The 15,590-nt window shown below is 65.2% G+C and carries 14 protein-coding genes; 8 read left to right on the top strand and 6 right to left on the bottom strand.

Annotation, left to right across the window (positions count from 1 at the left end; all coding sequences use genetic code 11):
* The first annotated feature begins 33 nt into the window (after window positions 1–33).
* Together pdxR and WN72_RS21935 are read left to right on the top strand one after the other, a co-directional pair.
* The gene (pdxR, locus tag WN72_RS21940; protein WP_092219182.1) at window positions 34–1,503 is read left to right on the top strand and encodes a MocR-like pyridoxine biosynthesis transcription factor PdxR; all 1,470 of its coding nucleotides are present in this window, start codon (window positions 34–36) and stop codon (window positions 1,501–1,503) included.
* A 67-nt stretch (window positions 1,504–1,570) separates the two neighbouring features.
* Window positions 1,571–1,816, top strand: a complete 246-nt coding sequence (locus WN72_RS21935; RefSeq protein ID WP_092219179.1) for a DUF6719 family protein — start codon at window positions 1,571–1,573, stop codon at window positions 1,814–1,816.
* Window positions 1,817–1,820: 4 nt separating this feature from the next.
* Here the strand turns inward: WN72_RS21935 and WN72_RS21930 are convergent, their stop codons facing one another.
* Both WN72_RS21930 and WN72_RS21925 read right to left on the bottom strand, forming a co-directional pair.
* Window positions 1,821–2,186: a hypothetical protein gene (locus tag WN72_RS21930; RefSeq protein ID WP_027557650.1), complete on the bottom strand. Its 366-nt coding sequence runs from the start codon at window positions 2,184–2,186 to the stop codon at window positions 1,821–1,823.
* A gap of 36 nt (window positions 2,187–2,222) precedes the next feature.
* Window positions 2,223–2,384, bottom strand: coding sequence for a hypothetical protein (locus tag WN72_RS21925; protein ID WP_167336512.1), 162 nt, complete (start codon window positions 2,382–2,384; stop codon window positions 2,223–2,225).
* A gap of 416 nt (window positions 2,385–2,800) precedes the next feature.
* Between WN72_RS21925 and WN72_RS21920 the strand changes: the two genes are divergently transcribed.
* Window positions 2,801–3,004 (top strand): hypothetical protein, encoded by a 204-nt coding sequence (locus WN72_RS21920; RefSeq protein ID WP_027557649.1) that lies wholly within the window; start codon window positions 2,801–2,803, stop codon window positions 3,002–3,004.
* 11 nt (window positions 3,005–3,015) lie between these two features.
* Here the strand turns inward: WN72_RS21920 and WN72_RS21915 are convergent, their stop codons facing one another.
* Window positions 3,016–3,564, bottom strand: a complete 549-nt coding sequence (locus WN72_RS21915; protein ID WP_027557648.1) for a CreA family protein — start codon at window positions 3,562–3,564, stop codon at window positions 3,016–3,018.
* A 207-nt stretch (window positions 3,565–3,771) separates the two neighbouring features.
* Between WN72_RS21915 and WN72_RS21910 the strand changes: the two genes are divergently transcribed.
* The 4 genes from WN72_RS21910 (at window position 3,772) to WN72_RS21895 (ending at window position 7,872) form a co-directional block, all read left to right on the top strand.
* Window positions 3,772–5,457 carry a L,D-transpeptidase gene (locus WN72_RS21910; protein ID WP_167381096.1) on the top strand — a complete coding sequence of 562 codons (1,686 nt, stop codon included), beginning with the start codon at window positions 3,772–3,774 and terminating at the stop codon, window positions 5,455–5,457.
* A 95-nt stretch (window positions 5,458–5,552) separates the two neighbouring features.
* Window positions 5,553–6,122: a glutathione peroxidase gene (locus WN72_RS21905; protein ID WP_092219175.1), complete on the top strand. Its 570-nt coding sequence runs from the start codon at window positions 5,553–5,555 to the stop codon at window positions 6,120–6,122.
* Between the two features lie 165 nt (window positions 6,123–6,287).
* A complete protein-coding gene (locus WN72_RS21900) occupies window positions 6,288–7,301 on the top strand; it encodes a polysaccharide deacetylase family protein (protein ID WP_027557645.1) in 1,014 nt (337 codons plus the stop codon).
* A gap of 7 nt (window positions 7,302–7,308) precedes the next feature.
* A complete protein-coding gene (locus tag WN72_RS21895; protein ID WP_027557644.1) occupies window positions 7,309–7,872 on the top strand; it encodes a dihydrofolate reductase family protein in 564 nt (187 codons plus the stop codon).
* A gap of 92 nt (window positions 7,873–7,964) precedes the next feature.
* On the opposite strand, the gene WN72_RS21890 is transcribed toward WN72_RS21895, so the two are convergent.
* The 3 genes from WN72_RS21890 to WN72_RS21880 all read right to left on the bottom strand — a co-directional run bounded on the left by WN72_RS21890 (window position 7,965) and on the right by WN72_RS21880 (window position 13,275).
* On the bottom strand, window positions 7,965–9,986 hold the full coding sequence (locus tag WN72_RS21890; RefSeq protein WP_092219173.1) for a tetratricopeptide repeat protein: 2,022 nt from the start codon (window positions 9,984–9,986) through the stop codon (window positions 7,965–7,967).
* Between the two features lie 163 nt (window positions 9,987–10,149).
* Window positions 10,150–10,602, bottom strand: a complete 453-nt coding sequence (locus WN72_RS21885; RefSeq protein WP_092219171.1) for a DoxX family protein — start codon at window positions 10,600–10,602, stop codon at window positions 10,150–10,152.
* 363 nt (window positions 10,603–10,965) lie between these two features.
* The gene (locus tag WN72_RS21880) at window positions 10,966–13,275 is read right to left on the bottom strand and encodes an NADP-dependent malic enzyme (protein ID WP_027557642.1); all 2,310 of its coding nucleotides are present in this window, start codon (window positions 13,273–13,275) and stop codon (window positions 10,966–10,968) included.
* Window positions 13,276–13,521: 246 nt separating this feature from the next.
* On the opposite strand from WN72_RS21880, the gene WN72_RS21875 reads away from it, so the two are divergent.
* A complete protein-coding gene (locus WN72_RS21875; protein ID WP_092219224.1) occupies window positions 13,522–15,489 on the top strand; it encodes a hypothetical protein in 1,968 nt (655 codons plus the stop codon).
* Window positions 15,490–15,590: the final 101 nt, after the last annotated feature.

Genomic DNA, 15,590 nt, shown 5'->3' with positions numbered 1-15,590 from the left:
GCGGCCGATTTGGTCTGCGATAGTGCCAATTCCATGCAAAAAATTCCGACCAATTCCTCTGCGCCCGCCAAAGCCGAGCTGCCGCTCGATCTCACCGGGGCGCACATCACGCCAGGCGCTTCCGCCGCGCACCGGCTGTACCAGGCGCTGTGCGAAAAGATCGTCTCCGGTCTCGTCAAACCGGGCGAGCCGTTGCCACCATCGCGCACGCTGGCGAAGCAAACCGGCTTCCGCCGCAACGCCGTCGTCACCGCCTATGAGCGTCTGATCGCCGACGGCTTTGCCGAGGCGACCGTCGGCTCCGGTACGTTCGTTGCGGCGCGCATTCCGGCGCGCGCGACTGAGCCGAAGAGTTCGAAGATCGTAGTCGAGGCGCCCCGGCAAGGAGCGTTCGCGCTTGGCTGCACCCATATCGACGAGCGCGCGGTGCAGCGTTTTCGCGCCTTTGTCGGCCGGCGCATGCGCGCCTTCGGGTCCGAGCATCTGCATTATGGCGATCCCCGCGGCAGCCGCGAGCTGCGCGCGGCGATTGCCGATCATCTGCTGTCGGCGCGCGGGCTGCGCTGCGACCCTGATCAGATCATGCTCACGTCAGGTACGCTGCATGCGCTGCGCATCGTGTTGAGCGCAATCCTGAAGGCTGGCGATCAGGTCTGGTGCGAGGACCCCGGCTACCCTGCCGCACGCAAAACCATCGCGCATTGCGGCTATCGCGCGGTCCCCGCTCCCGTGGACGAGCATGGGATGCGTGTCGCCAAGGGGCGTACCGCAGCGCCGTCCGCGCGCGCGGCCTATGTGACGCCATCGCACCAGTTTCCGCTGGGCGTGCAGATGTCGATGCCGCGGCGGCTCGAGCTGCTGGACTGGGCGAGGCAAGCCGACGCCTTCGTGCTGGAGGACGATTACGACAGCGAGTTCCGCTATGACGGCGCGCCGCTGATGTCGCTCGCCGGCATCGACCACCTCCAGCGCGTGATCTACATGGGCACGTTCGCCAAGACGCTGTTTCCGGGCCTGCGCATCGGCTATTGCGCCCTGCCCGAGCGCCTCATCGCTGACGTCGCCGCCGCGCGTGCTGCGCTCGACCGCTTTCCCGGCACGCTGATGGAAGGCGCGGTCGCGGACATGCTCAATTCCGGCGCCTTCGCCGCAAACCTGAAGCGGGTGCGAAAACTCTATCGCGAAGCGCGCGACGTGCTGGCCGAGACGTTGGAAGCCACATCCGAGGGCGCGTTGTCGGTGCCGGTGCCCTCGCAAGGACTACATCTGGTCGCCCGGTTCGATCCAGCGGTCGATCTGTCGGTCGCGGCAGAGGCCAAGCAGGCCGCCGGTGCGGAAGGCTGGCTGCTCGCCGACACCTATTCGCGCGCCCGTCCCCTGCCCGGCTTCGTGCTGGGATTTTCGGGGCACGCGGTTCCTGAGCTCGTCGCCTCTGCCCGGCGGCTGGCGCGGGAATCGCGCGCAGCCTTGCGCGCCAGAAGCAAATCGGCCCGGCGGGCGTGACGAAGGTTCACTATCAGAATCGCGGGCCCGTCCCTACATTGCGGCATCGATGCCGGGACCTCTCATCATGCTTCTGCGCCGTGCAGCCTGCCTCTCGCTCCTGATCTCCGCCGCGCTCGTGACGACGGCGCATGCCGTCACCGTCGGACGCGAGCAGGACATCACCGATCTCAAGCTCGGCCAACGCGTGCAGGTGGACGACGGAACTTGCCCCGCCGGACAGGTCAAGGAAGTGCGGGGCTCGAAGATGACCGACAAGGGCGTGGCGCGGACCGCCACCTGCGTGCCGCGCTATGGTCCGAAATCGAAATAGCGGATCAGGATTTCGCCGGATCGAACATGCACTGAAGGGTCGGCTTGGCGATCTTGGTGAAGGTCGGGCCGATCTCGCTCTGCTTGGACGCCGGCACCCAATCGGTCTCGATCGTCGGCACGCCGGTTTCACTGATGCCGCGCAGCAGCGCCTCGCGCAAATCGCGGTCCTCGACGGCGGCGGCGGCATGATCATGCAGGCAGCCGCACACCTCCTCCGGATGCTCCCAGCGCCCGAGCATGCGCGGCGCACACTGGCGCACGAATTCGCTGCGGGGATCCGGTAGCCTTGATGGAGCGCGCACCTGCGCCTGGGCAGCGCTGATCGTCAGAACAGCTACGAATGCGGCGACGCAGAAACGAGCAATCATATAATGGCCTTCATCAGCTGATGTTCTTGAAGGCGATCAGAAGCGCGCGGCGACCACGATCGGCTGCGGGGCCGGAGTGATGGGCGAGCCGCTGTACTGGAAGGTTCCGACGCCGGGCAGGTTGCCGTCCGGCGTACCCGCAAACGAGGAACCCGCGAGCACGAAACCGAAAGCAAGGATGAAGCTGAGTGCGCGCATGATCGTCTGTCCCATTCGATGGCCGGCGGTCCGTCGTCGTCGTTGGGACGCTGATAACCATGCGTCGTTTCGCGCGTGATGCGCCAAAAGCGGAAAATGGTTTCGTCTTCGTGATAATTGTTTCGTCGCGGCCGGAGCGACGAAACATTCGGCGGAAAATCCCAATCTTTTCAGATGGCTCGCCCGGCCGCTCAAAGCCGATTCGCAAGCACCGTCCACACCGGTAGGGATGCCACGCACCGCACGCCGTCACGCCCGTGCCTTCCGCACTTCACATGCATTTTACGTTTTTCTGCTGAAGAGAAGCCCGAACGAAGGCTGGGCCAAGTCGAACGCGAGACGCATCGGCAGCGACCCAAGCCATCGAAACCAGGACGCCCGGTACACCGGGCGCAATCACGTGAGGGATGGCCATCATGATGGCGCAAGATCGCGCAGCGGCGCGCGACGCAGAGACGGGCCGCGCCGAGCAACAATCCATGCGCAACAGCGTCGCTTCCGTCGGCGCGATGTCGCTCCAGTCAGGCCGCGGCTATGACGCCGCGCCGCAAGCGTTCGTGCGGCTGACCGGCTCGCACCTCGTGCGACCGCAATCCAGCCGCGCCACCGTCACCGGGTGAACACAACTACGTCACTGAGTGAAGAACTCGCCGCACTTCTGGACGTTGGCGTCGGCCGGTCCCCACGGCATGATCGGCACCGTCGAGGTCGAGTTTTTCGGCGAGCCCTCGATCAGCTTGTCCGAATAGACCATGTAGACCAGCACGTTGCGCTTGGCGTCGCAGCCGCGCACGATCTGCATCTTCTTGAAGAACAGCGAGCGGCGCTGGCGGAACATGTCGTCGCCCTGCTCCATCTTGTTCTTGAACTTGATCGGTCCGACCTGGCGGCAGGCCAGCGAGATGTCCGAGACCTCCTCGGCCAGGCCCAGCCACCCCTTGAAGCCGCCCTTCTCCGGCACGGTAAAGTGACAGGCCACGCCCTCGACTTCGGGATCGTCCAGGCCATAGGTCGCGAGCTTGTCGTTCGGGCTCATCCATTTGAACACGGTGGAGCGGCGGAAGATCAGATCAGGCTCATCGGCGGCGGATGCGGAAGTGGCCGGCAGAGCCAAAGCCAGGAGGAATAAAGCGAGGCCCTTCAAGCGGATGCCGGAAAGACCGGGGAAACGAGATGACATGAAGTTCTCCGGTAACAAGTCCCCGCAATGTAGGGCGCGGCAGGCGGACAGGAAGACGACGGCCCGCCAGGCCCGGCCGCCGTTTACCGCTCTGTGAGGCTTTTTTGCTACGTCTTGGACAAAAGTAGCGGACCGCGGAACCGCCGCGCTGGTGAACGCATGACCCCTCTGCGAGACTAATGTCTGATTTGGATTGTGGATTCGAGGATGAACAGCGTGAACGGGTCCGGTTTCTCTACCAAGCCGGCGCGGCTGTGGCAGGTCGCCATTTTGGCGGCGGCGGGTGCGTTCGGCATGACCAGCCGGGCGGACGCAGCGTTTTATTATTGGACGGATTATTCTGACGGATCCTATTACGCCCGGCAGGAGCGGCATCCCGAAATCTCGCGCCAGAAGCCGCAAAGGCAGGGCGTCTCCAGCAAGAAAAAAGGACTCGTCGCCGAGAAGGAAGCCGGCACGAAGCCGCAAGGGCCACTCGTCATCGTCGTCTCGATCGAACGGCAGAAGGTGACCATCTACGACAGCAACGGCGTGTTCGCGGAATCGCCGGTGTCGACCGGCATGAAGGGCCACTCGACGCCGATGGGTGTGTTCAGCGTCATCCAGAAGCACAAATTCCACCACTCCAACATCTATAGCGGCGCGCCGATGCCGTACATGCAGCGGATCACCTGGTCCGGTGTTGCGATGCATGCGGGCGTGCTGCCGGGTTATCCCGCTTCGCATGGTTGCATCCGCATGCCGATGGCATTCGCGGTGAAGATGTGGAACTGGACCAAGATGGGCGCGCGCGTCATCGTCGCGCCCGGCCAGATGTCGCCGCAAAGCTTCTCGCATCCGCTGCTCGCCTCGGTGCGCGTGCCGCCGCAGCCCGCCGCCAGCCTCGAGCCGCAGACCAATGCCGGCGACAAGGCCGACAAGGGCGCGGCCGACGTCAAGGCCGCTGAAGCAAAGCCGGTCGAGACGAAGACTGCGAGCGCCGATGGCGCGCTCGAGCTGCGCGCGTCGGTCGGTCACACCGTGATGTCCGACGTGACGACCGGCAATGCATCGGCCCGCGAGGAGGCAAGGGCGCCGACCGACAAGATCGAAGCGGCCACCCAACCCGAGATGAAGATGGCCGAGGCGTCTGATGCGGCCAAGCCGCCGTCGGACGAAGCCGCCAAGCCGGCGCGTGCCGAAGCCAGGCCCGCGGCCTCCGCCAACGAAAAGCCCGCGGACAAGGTCGAGGCCACCAAGACCGAGCCGGCGAGCGCACCGAAATCCGAACCGGCGAAGTCCGAAGCTGCAAAGTCCGAACCCGCGAAAGCCGAAGCCGCCGACACCGCCAAGAAGCCCGACGCGGCCGTGACCGCGACGGCGCCTGCGCCGGACGCCAAGAAGGATGAGACGCGGGTCGCAGACCCTGCGCCCGCGGCAAAGCCGGAAGCGCCCAAGCGGGCCGGCCAGATCGCGGTCTTCATCAGCCGCAAGGATTCCAAGGTCTACGTGCGGCAGAACTTTGCGCCGCTGTTCGAGGTGCCGATCACGATCGCCGCGAGCGACCGCCCGCTCGGCACCCACGTCTTCACGGCCGAGATCGACAAGACCGATTCCAATGCGCTGCATTGGTCCGTGGTATCGCTGCCGGTCTCGGTCCGCGCCGCCGCGCGCGAGGACGACGGACGCGTGTCGCGCCGCAAGGGTGGTGCCGCCGTGATCCCGGTCGCGGCCAAGCCCGTGGTCACACCGGATAGCCCGGCGGAAGCGCTCGACCGCATCACGATCCCCGCCGACACCATGGCGAAGGTCAACGAGATGCTGACATCGGGCGGCTCGATCATCGTCTCTGACCAGGGCATCAACCAGGGCGAGACCGGCGAAGGCACCGACTTCATCGTTCGCCTGTATTAGCCCGCGCGTCGCCACGTCCGATAACGCGGTGTTGAGCGGCCCGCTCGCGCCGGCGGAGTAACATCCGCGCCGGATTCATTTCGGGGGACGCCGTCATGATGAACCGCAGGACGATGTTGATCGCGGCGCTGGCAGGCACGCTCGCGCCGGCAGGCCGCGCGCTCGCCGACGGCGGCATGAGCCGGATCTCGGCCTACGCCTTTTCCTTCCCCGCTCTGTCAGGCGACGACATCCGCCTTGCCGCTTTCACCGGCAAACCCCTGCTGGTGGTCAACACCGCCTCGCTGTGCGGCTACACCCCGCAATATGCCGGCCTGCAGGAGCTCTGGAGCGAGTTTCGCGAGCGCGGACTGACCGTGATCGGCGTTCCCTCCAACGATTTCGGCGGACAGGAGCCCGGCGGCACCAGCGAGATCACGGAGACCGCGCACCACCAATACGGCGTGACCTTCCCGATCACCGCCAAGTCGGTCGTGGTCGGCGCGAAGGCGCACCCGTTCTACAAATGGGCAGCCGAGGTGCGCCCCCGGGAAGTTCCGCGCTGGAACTTCCACAAATACCTGATCGGCCGCGACGGTTATATCGCCGAGGTATTTTCATCCGCGGTCGAGCCGGCCGACACCCGGGTCAAGACGGCCATCGCGAAGGCACTGGCTGACAGTTGAGGCGCCGCGCCGCAATCCGGCTGGGCACAATTGTGGCGGGGCGCCAAACAGCCGTTGCAATGGCGAGGGCCCACCATCTAGGCTAGGATCGTTTGGGGCAGGATGGGTTTTGCCGGAGGCGAAAAGCCGCGGCGGAACAACGGGATCAATCTCGAGGACAACACCATGCGTGTGGCGGCAGGACTGATTTTGGCAAGCGCGATGTCTCTTGCAATGACCGGCGCGGCATGGTCGCAGACCCCGGCCGCGAAACCCGCAGCTGCGACGCAAGCCGCGCCGGCGGCGGCGCCCGCTGCTGCAGCTCCGGCAGCTGCTCCCGCGGCAGCCGCAGCGCCGGCAGGCTTCGTCAATCCGCCCCCGCCGCAACAGGCGCCGCAGCCGGCGCGCGCGGCCTGCAACACGCCGGGCGCGCTCGGGGTCGCCCGCACCGTCGAGATCGACACCACCGGTGGTCCCGGCTTCGGCTTCGAGCACTTCAAGGAGCTCGACTTCCTGCGCGACCACGAGGTGGTCCTGACCTTCGACGACGGCCCCTGGCCGAAGAACACGCCCGCCGTGCTGAAGGCGCTCGCCGATGAATGCACCACCGGCATCTTCTTCTCGATCGGCAAGCACGCGACCTACGAGCCGGAGATCCTCAAGCAGGTCTATGCAGCCGGCCACACCGTGGGCAGCCACACCTGGTCGCACGCCAATCTCAACAACAAGAAGCTGACTGAAGCGCAGCGCAAGGAAGAGATCGAGAAGGGCCTGTCCGCAGTGAAGTGGGCGCTCGGCGGCATCTCGCCCTCGCCGTTCTTCCGCTTCCCGGCACTCCAGCATCCGCCGGAGATGGTCACCTATCTCGGCAACCGCAACATGGCGATCTTCTCCTGCGACATCGACTCATTCGACTTCAAGGCGTCCAAGCCCGAGAAGGTGATCGAGACCGTGATGAAGAAGCTCGAGGGCAAGGGCAAGGGCATCATCCTGATGCACGACTTCCAGAAGCACACCGCCGAAGCCCTGCCCGAGCTGCTCAAGCGCCTGAAGGCCGGCGGCTACAAGGTGGTGGCGATGCGCGCCAAATTCCCGGCCTCGACGCTGCCGGAATACGACCAGGAGCTGATGAAGGACGTCAAGCTGCCGACAGTGAGCCAGCGCCCGGTCAATTCCGTGGTGACGACCGTTTCCGAATAGCCTGCACTTGTCTTTCCGTTTCGAAGGCTACGTCATCATCTCGGCGGACGGCATGCTTGCCGATCCGTCGCACATCATGCCCTCAACGCTGGTGTTCGAAGGCGACAAGCGCTTTTTCGAGCAGGCGCTCGATCGCGCCGCGATCATCGTGCACGGCGGACACTCGCACGAGCAGCAGCCGAACTCGCCGAAGCGGAAGCGGCTGATCCTCACCCGCAAGATCAAGGCACTCACCGTCGATCCGGAGATGCCGAACGCGACGCTGTGGAATCCGGAGCATGCGAGCTTCGAGGAGGCCTGCGCCTTCGCCGACGTCGCCTCCGGCACCGTCGCGATCATCGGCGGCCCCGTCGTGTTCGACATGTTCATGGACCGCTACGACACGTTCTGGCTGTCGGAAGCTCCGCGCGTGCGGCTGCCCGGCGGTGAAGGTTGTTTCGTCGGCGTGCCAGAGCGGACGCCGCACGAGGTGCTGGCGTCGCATGGGATGAAGCCGGGCGCGCCGTATCTGCTCGATGCGGCGCATGAGGTGACCGTGACTCCGTGGCGGCGGGCCGGAGGCGCGAACTAGACTCCCAAAACAACCCCATGCACAGTACCGGTGCCGTGATACCGGTACGTATCTCACGTTCCCACCGCGGATATCGGACTTCGCGCGTGGCGCTACCGGGCGCTTGATCGGGTCAAACTGCCCTTCTCGAGTTCAGCGCGCACGTCCTGGAGGACGCTGCGCCAATCGCCGGGTTGAGGCTGCCGGAATTGCCGGAGCGTCGGATACCAGGGGCTGTCGTCGCGGTTCAGCAGCCAGCGCCAGCACCGGTCGAAGCGATTGAGCAGCCAGACAGGGCGGCCAAGCGCACCCGCAAGATGCACCACCGCAGTATCAACACCGATGATGAGGTCGAGTGCCTCGATCAGCCCGGCGGTCTCACCGAAGTCGTGGAGATCATCCGTCCAATCGTGCAGGACCAGACCAGGCGGCGGCGACTGGCTCGCCGCCGGCCCCTTCTGCAACGAGACGAAACTCACCCCCGGCAGATCCGCCAGCTCTGAAAATCGATCGAGCGAAACCGATCGGCGCTGATCACCGCTCATCGTCTGATTGCCTGCCCAGACGAGGCCGACCCTGAGGCCGTCGAGCTGCCCGACTCGCTGCCGCCAGGCCGCCGCGCTTTGCGGGGCGGCCTGCAGATAGGGTACCTCTCGCGGGATGGTTTCCAGGGTGGTGCCAAGGGCGCGCGGCAAGCTCAACAGCGGGCAATGCAGATCGAACGTCGGCAGCGGATCGCCGAGCGCGACGATGCTTTGAAGTCCCGGCAGCTCCGCCAAGAGCGGCGCAAGGAGCGGCAGCAGCGCCCGCTGAACCTCGAGAACGACGCGCCACTTCGCCGCAATGGCCGGCACGAAGCGAACGAACTGGAGCGTGTCGCCCAGGCCCTGCTCCGCATGCAGCAGCAGGACCCGATCACCGATGTCTTCTCCACCCCAGAGCGGCTGGCTGAAGCCGCGCAGATGCGGCTTTTTCTTCGCCTGCTTCCACCGCCACTCATATTCCCGCCAGCCTTCGTCGAACTGGCCGGCCAGCAACAGTGAGGCCGCCAGGTTGAAATGCGCGTCGGCATAATCCGGCCTTTGCGACACCGCCGCTCGCAAGGTCTGAATGGATTCATCAGGCCGCCCAAGATCGAACAGCACGGCGCCGAGATTGTTGAGCGCCTCCGGCAACGCCGGATCGTGAGCGAGAGCGACCCGATAGCACGGCTCTGCGTCGTGGAAACGACCGGCCTCGCGAAGGGCATTGCCGAGGGTCAGTTGCGCGGGAAAATAGTCCGGCTCCAGACGCAAAGCTTCCCTGCAGCAGGCTTCCGCCTCGTCCAGCCGCCCCTGCAGTCGCAGCAGGTCACCGAGATTGTTCAGGGCCCCGGGGAAAACTGGCTTGAGCTTGCAGGCTTCGCGAAGATTGACCTCCGCCTCGTCGAGACGGCCCAACTTGATGAGAAGACCACCAAGGTTGTTATGGACATCCGCAAATGCCGGATCGAGGCGCAGGGCTTCACGATAGCAATGCTCGCATTCCTCGAAAGCGGACAGCTCGAACAGCACAGCTCCAAGGTTGCAATGGGCCGCTGCAAAATCCGGGCGCTGCCGCAGCACATGGCGAAACTCGCCGATCGCATCGTCGAACTGCTTCCGCCTCGCCAGCAGATTGGCGAGATTGAAACGGGCATCGACATGCGCGCGCGCGACGTTGCGGTCGAGGCCGGCGGGATGTCGCAGCACGAGCCGATAATGGGCCTCCGCGCCCGCGACGTCGCCGCACTCGCCCAGCAGGGCGCCGAGCTGATTGTGCGCATCCAAGTTGTCGGGCTTGTGCAACAGCGCTTGCCGGTAGCTCGCGATGGCCTCGTCCCTTCGTCCCAGAGCGCGCAGAGCGCCAGCCATGTTGCTGTGATGGACGCTGTTGGAAGGCTGAAGCTTGACGACGCGGATGATGACATCGAGCGCCCTGTCGGGGTGGCCTGCCTGGAGCAAAGCAACTCCCAGCAGGTGCAGACAGTCGGCATGATCCGGCTGGGATGCCAGGATCTGCCGATAGATCGCCTCTGCTTGCGGCAAGCGGCCTGCGCGATGGTGCGCCAGAGCGGCCTCGAATGACACGGAACCCGACGACGCTTCAGCATACATTGCGATGGGCCCTCATCGATGAGATTACGAGAGGTGCGAGGCAGATGCCCCTTCGCGCATTTGAATGCTGAGGATTCCTCGAATCTGCCTCACACCTCGCTCCCCGCCATTCTGCGGCAGCGACCTTGCGTGAAGCTGGGCCCGTCGCGTGCGACCTGCGAGCCTAGACGTCCCCGTAGGCGGACTCGGCCGGGCGCGTGGTGCGGCCGTAGCCGATGATCATGCAGAGCGCGCCGATGATCGCGAGATTCTTCAGCGCGTCGACCACCATCTTGGCGTTCTCGGGCGCTGCCAGATTCCAGAAATCGGCGGACAGGTAGGTCGAGACTGCGATGTAGATGATCATCAGCATCGCGAAGAAGCGTGCGCCGAAATTCAGCGCGATCATCAGGCCCGCGATGATCTCGAGCCCGCCCACCGCGATCGCCAACAGCTGCGGCGTGGTCATCGCGGTCGCCGTCTCGATCTGCTTGGCGTAGGGCTCGATCGCCTCGGGCACCACGATCTTGCTGGCGATGAAATCCGCCGTTGCCTGGATCGCAAAGAGCTTGGTCGCGCCCGTGTAGATGAACAGCACGGCGAACAGGATCCGCCCGAAAGTCACGAACGCTGGCATGATCGGCCTCTTGGCTCAGGCTTATTGAAAATCGGAATTTGGACGAACGCGCCCGGCGATTATGAAGAGTCGTGCGCCGGTTTACAAACGGGGAAATGGAAAACTGAAAGTAATTCAAAGTTGGCGGCGCGGACGTTGCCCCTTCTCCCCTTGCGGGAGAAGGTGGCGTAAGCGGCCTTTGGCCGCCGTTCTTAAGAACGCCGAAGCGAGGCTTCGGCTACGGCGCCGGATGAGGGGTATCTATCCGCGGATCCAATCGTGAAAGGTACTCGCGGAGAGAAACCCCTCACCCGTCTCGCCGCTCCGCGGCGATCCACCCTCTCCCGCAAGGGGAGAGGGTAAGAACGGCGCGCAGTCGCGTGCCTACGTAAACAAAGTCGGCTGCTGCCGCGACGCACGCTCCTGCGCTTCCACCACGGCGACCGCGGTCATGTTCAGGATACCGCGCGCCGTCACCGAGGGGGTGAGGATATGGGCGGGGCGCGCCGGGCCGATCAGGATCGGGCCGACGGGCAGTGCGTCCGCCAGCGACTTGATCATTTGATAGGCGACGTTGGCGGTGTCGAGACTCGGCATGATCATGATGTTGGCCTCGCCCTCGAGCTTGGAGTGCGGCAGTACCATTTTTCGCGCTGCAGCCGAGAGTGCCGTGTCGCCCTGCATCTCGCCGTCGGCCTCGATCTCCGGATGCTTCTCCTTCAAGAGCTGGGTCGCCCGGCGCATCTTGCGCGAGGAGTCGGTGTCATAGCTGCCGAAATCCGAATGCGAGACGAAGGCGATCTTCGGCTTGATGTTGAAGCGCTGGACGTGAACCGCCGCGAGCGAGGCGATCTCGGCAAGCTCCTCCGCGCCCGGATTGGGCCGCACCTGGGTGTCCGCGATGAAGAACGCGCCCTTGGTGGTGATCAGCAGCGCGAGCGCCGCATAGTCGCTGACCCCGGCCGCGAAGCCGACGATCTCGCGGACGTGACGCAGATGGTGCATGTAGCGGCCCTCGACGCCGCAGAGCATCGCATCGGCCTCGCCGCGCGTCACCGCGAGCGCGGCGATGACCGTGTTGTTGGTGCGCACCACCGTGCGCGCCGCATCCGGCGTCACGCCGCGGCGGCCGGCGACCTCGACATAGGACTGCACATAGGAGCGGTAGCGCGGATCGTCCTCGGGATTGACGAGGTCGAAATCCTTGCCGGCCTTGATCGACAGGCCGAAGCGCTTGATGCGCGCCTCCACCACCGAGGGACGTCCGACCAGGATCGGCCGCGCCAGCTTCTCCTCCAGCACCACTTGCGTGGCGCGCAGCACGCGCTCGTCCTCGCCTTCGGCGTAGATCACGCGCACCGGCTGGGTCTTGGCCTTGGCGAACATCGGCTTCATGACGAGGCCGGAGCGGAAGGCGAAGCGCTCGAGCAGCGCGGTGTATTCGTCGAAATTGGTGATGGGGCGCGTCGCGACGCCCGACTCCATCGCCGCCTTCGCCACCGCCGGTGCGATGCGCAGGATCAGGCGCGGGTCGAAGGGGCTCGGGATCAGCGAGCCCGGGCCGAACCCTTGCGTCTCGCCGGTGTCAAAGCCCTGCGCGACCGCGTCCGACGGCGCCTCGCGCGCCAGCTGCGCGATGGCTTCGACCGCGGCGTGCTTCATCTCCTCGTTGATCGCGCTGGCGCCGACGTCGAGCGCGCCGCGGAAGATGAAGGGAAAGCAGAGGACGTTGTTGACCTGGTTCGGATAGTCCGAGCGGCCGGTGCAGATCATCGCGTCCGGGCGTACCTTGCGCGCCTCCTCCGGCATGATCTCCGGTGTCGGATTGGCGAGCGCCATGATCAGCGGCTTGTCGCCCATCGCCTGGGCCATCTCCGGCTTGAGCACGCCGGGCGCCGAGAGGCCGATGAAGATGTCGGCGCCGCCGATGACGTCGGCGAGCGTGCGCTTGTCGGTCTTCTGGGCATAGACCGCCTTCCAGCGGTCCATCTGCGTATTGCGGCCGTCATAGACCAGGCCGTCGATGTCGCAGACCCAGATGTTCTTGCGCTGCGCGCCCATCGACACCAGCAGGTTGAGCGTCGCGATCGCGGCCGCCCCTGCCCCCGACGCGACGATCTTGACGTCGGACAGCTTCTTGCCGTTCAGGCGGAGACCGTTGGTGATGGCGGCGGCGACGATGATGGCGGTGCCGTGCTGGTCGTCATGGAAGACCGGGATCTTCATGCGCTCCTTCAGCCGGCTCTCGATCTCGAAGCATTCCGGTCCGCGGATGTCTTCCAGATTGATGCCGCCGAAGGTCGGCTCGAGCGCGGCCACGGTCTCGACCACGCGATCGATGGTGTCGGCGGCGATCTCGATGTCGAACACGTCGATGCCGGCGAACTTCTTGAACAGGACCGCCTTGCCTTCCATCACCGGCTTGGACGCCAGCGGGCCGATATTGCCGAGGCCGAGCACCGCGGTGCCGTTCGAGACCACGGCGACCAGGTTGGCGCGGGTGGTGAGCGAAGCGGCTTCGGCCGGGTTCTTGGCGATCTCGGTGCAGGCGGCGGCGACGCCCGGAGAATAGGCCAGCGCGAGGTCGCGCTGGTTGGCAAGCGGCTTGCTTGCCTGGATCTCGAGCTTTCCGGGGCGCGGCAGACGATGATAGGCGAGCGCCGCCTGGTGGAGATCTTCAGAATAGGACGACATGCGGTGTCTCGCCTCGCGTTACCGGCCTCAGAATGCACGATCCCGAGCTGCCGCCCAAGCGGACGGTATTTCCGGGTCATGGAAACGGGATGAAGCACGGCCGAAGCCCCGGTGGCAACATCCGATTGCGCCCCCATCAACAGGGCGCATGGTCAAATATCTGATAGCGCTAGCTTTCCCTGGACCGTGCAGCGTTTCCCGAATATGGCAGGTTGCGCGCTGCAAAACGAGCAACTGGAGCTGGGAATGAAGCGAATCCTGATCGGCCTGTTCGTGGCAGCCGTGCTCGCCGCCGGCGGATGGTTCGGCTTCAATCTCTACGCCAAGCACCGGGCGACAGCCGAGATCGAGGCGGCGTTCGAGCAGATCCGTGCGGGCGGCGGCAAGGCGAGCCACGGCAGGATCGGATTCGATGTGATGAGCCGGACGCTGACGATCGAGGACATCAATCTCGAACCCGCCCAGCAGGACCTTGCCCACGTCAAGATCGCCAAGGTCGTGGCCGTCGGCGGACGTCAGGCAGACGATGCCCGGTTTTCGGCCGACAGCATCGACGTGTCAGGGGTCGAGGTCGCCTTCATGTACACCGAGAAGGCAAGGCTGAAAGCGAACTACAAGATCCCGCAGATCACCGCACGCGATTTTTCCGGTCCGACCCGTCCGGCCAACGCGCCGCTCTCCGGTTCGATCATCGACATGTACCGATTCATGCTCGCGCAATACGCAACTGTCTCGGCGTCCTCGATCGTGGCGCCAACCGTTGCGGTTCACGTCGATGCGGGCACCGGCAATGCCGGCAGCGGAGACTTCGCCTATTCCGGTCTTGCGGTCCAGAACGTCGATCGCGGCAAGGTCGAGACGGCGAAAACCGACCGCATCACCTACTCGCTCGACGTCAGCCAGCCGGGCAAGCCCGCGAAAATGACCGGCGAGCTGTCCGGTCTGGCCGCCTATGATTTCGACGCAACCGCAGTGACGGCCGCGCTCGATCCGCTGGGATCGAGCGACGACGGCTTCCACCGGGTCTATCGACGCATCTCGGCCAATTCATACGCCGTCGCAATGGCGCAGGGCGTGCGTGTGCAGATCGACAACATCGCCATCGACGACATTGCGATCCGGCCCTCGAAATTCCGTATGGCCGACATCATGGCGCTCATGCCGGCTGATGGCTCGATCCCGACGCCGGCGCAATCCCGCAACATGATCGAGAAAGTGGCCGACTTGTTCGAGGGCCTTCAGATCGGCAAGGCCGAAATCGGCAAACAAACGGTCGAAACCCCGCAAGGGACGGCAAAGCTCAACGCCGTCAAATACGATCAAGATAGGATTGCGGTGGAAGGCCTCGACATGCCGTCCCCGCAGGGACAGTTCAGGATGGAGCGCTTCGCGCTGAAATCATTCAGCGCGGCCAATCTGATGCGCTGGGCCGGCAGCCTCAGCAATCCCGGCCAGGCCCCCTCGCCCGACCAGATGCTGGGCCTGTTCCGGGTGCTCGCAGGCGCTGAGATCAAGGGCGTGGTCTCGCCGTTCAAGAACACGCGGCAGTTCGTCACCATCGATACGATCAGCCTGGACTGGGGCCAGCTGATCGGATCGATCCCGAGCAAGGCCAATCTGGTCGTGAAGATGGTCACGCCGACCGATCCCACCAGTCCGTCGCAGCGGGCCCTGGTCATTGCCGGCGTCGACAAGCTCGCGATCGACCTCGACCTCGGCGCGGCCTGGACGGAGTCCTCCGGTGCGTTCGCGCTGGCGCCGGCTACGATCGATCTCGGCAATCTCGCCAGGGCGCAGGCGCGCCTCGCGCTCGCCAACGTGCCGCGCACGGTGTTCACGGCCGATCCGGTGCAGGCGATGAGCCAGGCCGGACAGATCGAGGCCGGCGCGATCGAGCTCACCTTGCGCGACAGCGGCGTCGTCGATCTGATCGTGGCGCAGTTCTCGCGCATCCAGAATGTCAGCCGCGACGCCGCGCGCAGCGCCATCGTCGAGATGATCCGGGCCCAGGGTGAGAAGATGGCCGCGTCCAATCTCGATGCCAAGGCCGCGGCGGACTCACTGGCGGATTTCGTCGCGACCTCGGGGCAGACGCTCACCATCAAGCTGACCCCGCTCGGCAAGGTGCCGCTGGTCCAGCTCATGGATGTCCTGAACAGCGAGCCGGTCGTCGCGCTGGCGCAGTTCAGGATCGAGGCGTCGACGGGGCTGTAGGCAACACAGCGGTGGTGCGCTCCCTCGCCCCGTTCTTACGGGGAGAGGGTTGGGGTGAGGGGCTGCTTCCGCAATCACGGTGAGGGTTGGACTCGCGGAGA

Source organism: Bradyrhizobium arachidis (genome assembly GCF_015291705.1).
GTDB lineage: Bacteria > Pseudomonadota > Alphaproteobacteria > Rhizobiales > Xanthobacteraceae > Bradyrhizobium > Bradyrhizobium arachidis.
The sequence above is the reverse complement of the archived record's forward strand: the minus strand, read 5'-3'. Positions and strand labels throughout refer to the sequence as shown.

Bases quoted from the DNA above. Each gene is read 5' to 3' on its own strand.
- pdxR (WP_092219182.1), top strand. From the start codon at position 34: ATGCAAAAAATTCCGACCAATTCCTCTGCGCCCGCCAAAGCCGAGCTG.
- WN72_RS21935 (WP_092219179.1), top strand. From the start codon at position 1,571: ATGCTTCTGCGCCGTGCAGCCTGCCTCTCGCTCCTGATCTCCGCCGCG.
- WN72_RS21930 (WP_027557650.1), bottom strand. From the start codon at position 2,186: ATGATTGCTCGTTTCTGCGTCGCCGCATTCGTAGCTGTTCTGACGATC.
- WN72_RS21925 (WP_167336512.1), bottom strand. From the start codon at position 2,384: ATGCGCGCACTCAGCTTCATCCTTGCTTTCGGTTTCGTGCTCGCGGGT.
- WN72_RS21920 (WP_027557649.1), top strand. From the start codon at position 2,801: ATGATGGCGCAAGATCGCGCAGCGGCGCGCGACGCAGAGACGGGCCGC.
- WN72_RS21915 (WP_027557648.1), bottom strand. From the start codon at position 3,564: ATGTCATCTCGTTTCCCCGGTCTTTCCGGCATCCGCTTGAAGGGCCTC.
- WN72_RS21910 (WP_167381096.1), top strand. From the start codon at position 3,772: ATGAACAGCGTGAACGGGTCCGGTTTCTCTACCAAGCCGGCGCGGCTG.
- WN72_RS21905 (WP_092219175.1), top strand. From the start codon at position 5,553: ATGATGAACCGCAGGACGATGTTGATCGCGGCGCTGGCAGGCACGCTC.
- WN72_RS21900 (WP_027557645.1), top strand. From the start codon at position 6,288: ATGCGTGTGGCGGCAGGACTGATTTTGGCAAGCGCGATGTCTCTTGCA.
- WN72_RS21890 (WP_092219173.1), bottom strand. From the start codon at position 9,986: ATGTATGCTGAAGCGTCGTCGGGTTCCGTGTCATTCGAGGCCGCTCTG.
- WN72_RS21885 (WP_092219171.1), bottom strand. From the start codon at position 10,602: ATGCCAGCGTTCGTGACTTTCGGGCGGATCCTGTTCGCCGTGCTGTTC.
- WN72_RS21880 (WP_027557642.1), bottom strand. From the start codon at position 13,275: ATGTCGTCCTATTCTGAAGATCTCCACCAGGCGGCGCTCGCCTATCAT.
- WN72_RS21875 (WP_092219224.1), top strand. From the start codon at position 13,522: ATGAAGCGAATCCTGATCGGCCTGTTCGTGGCAGCCGTGCTCGCCGCC.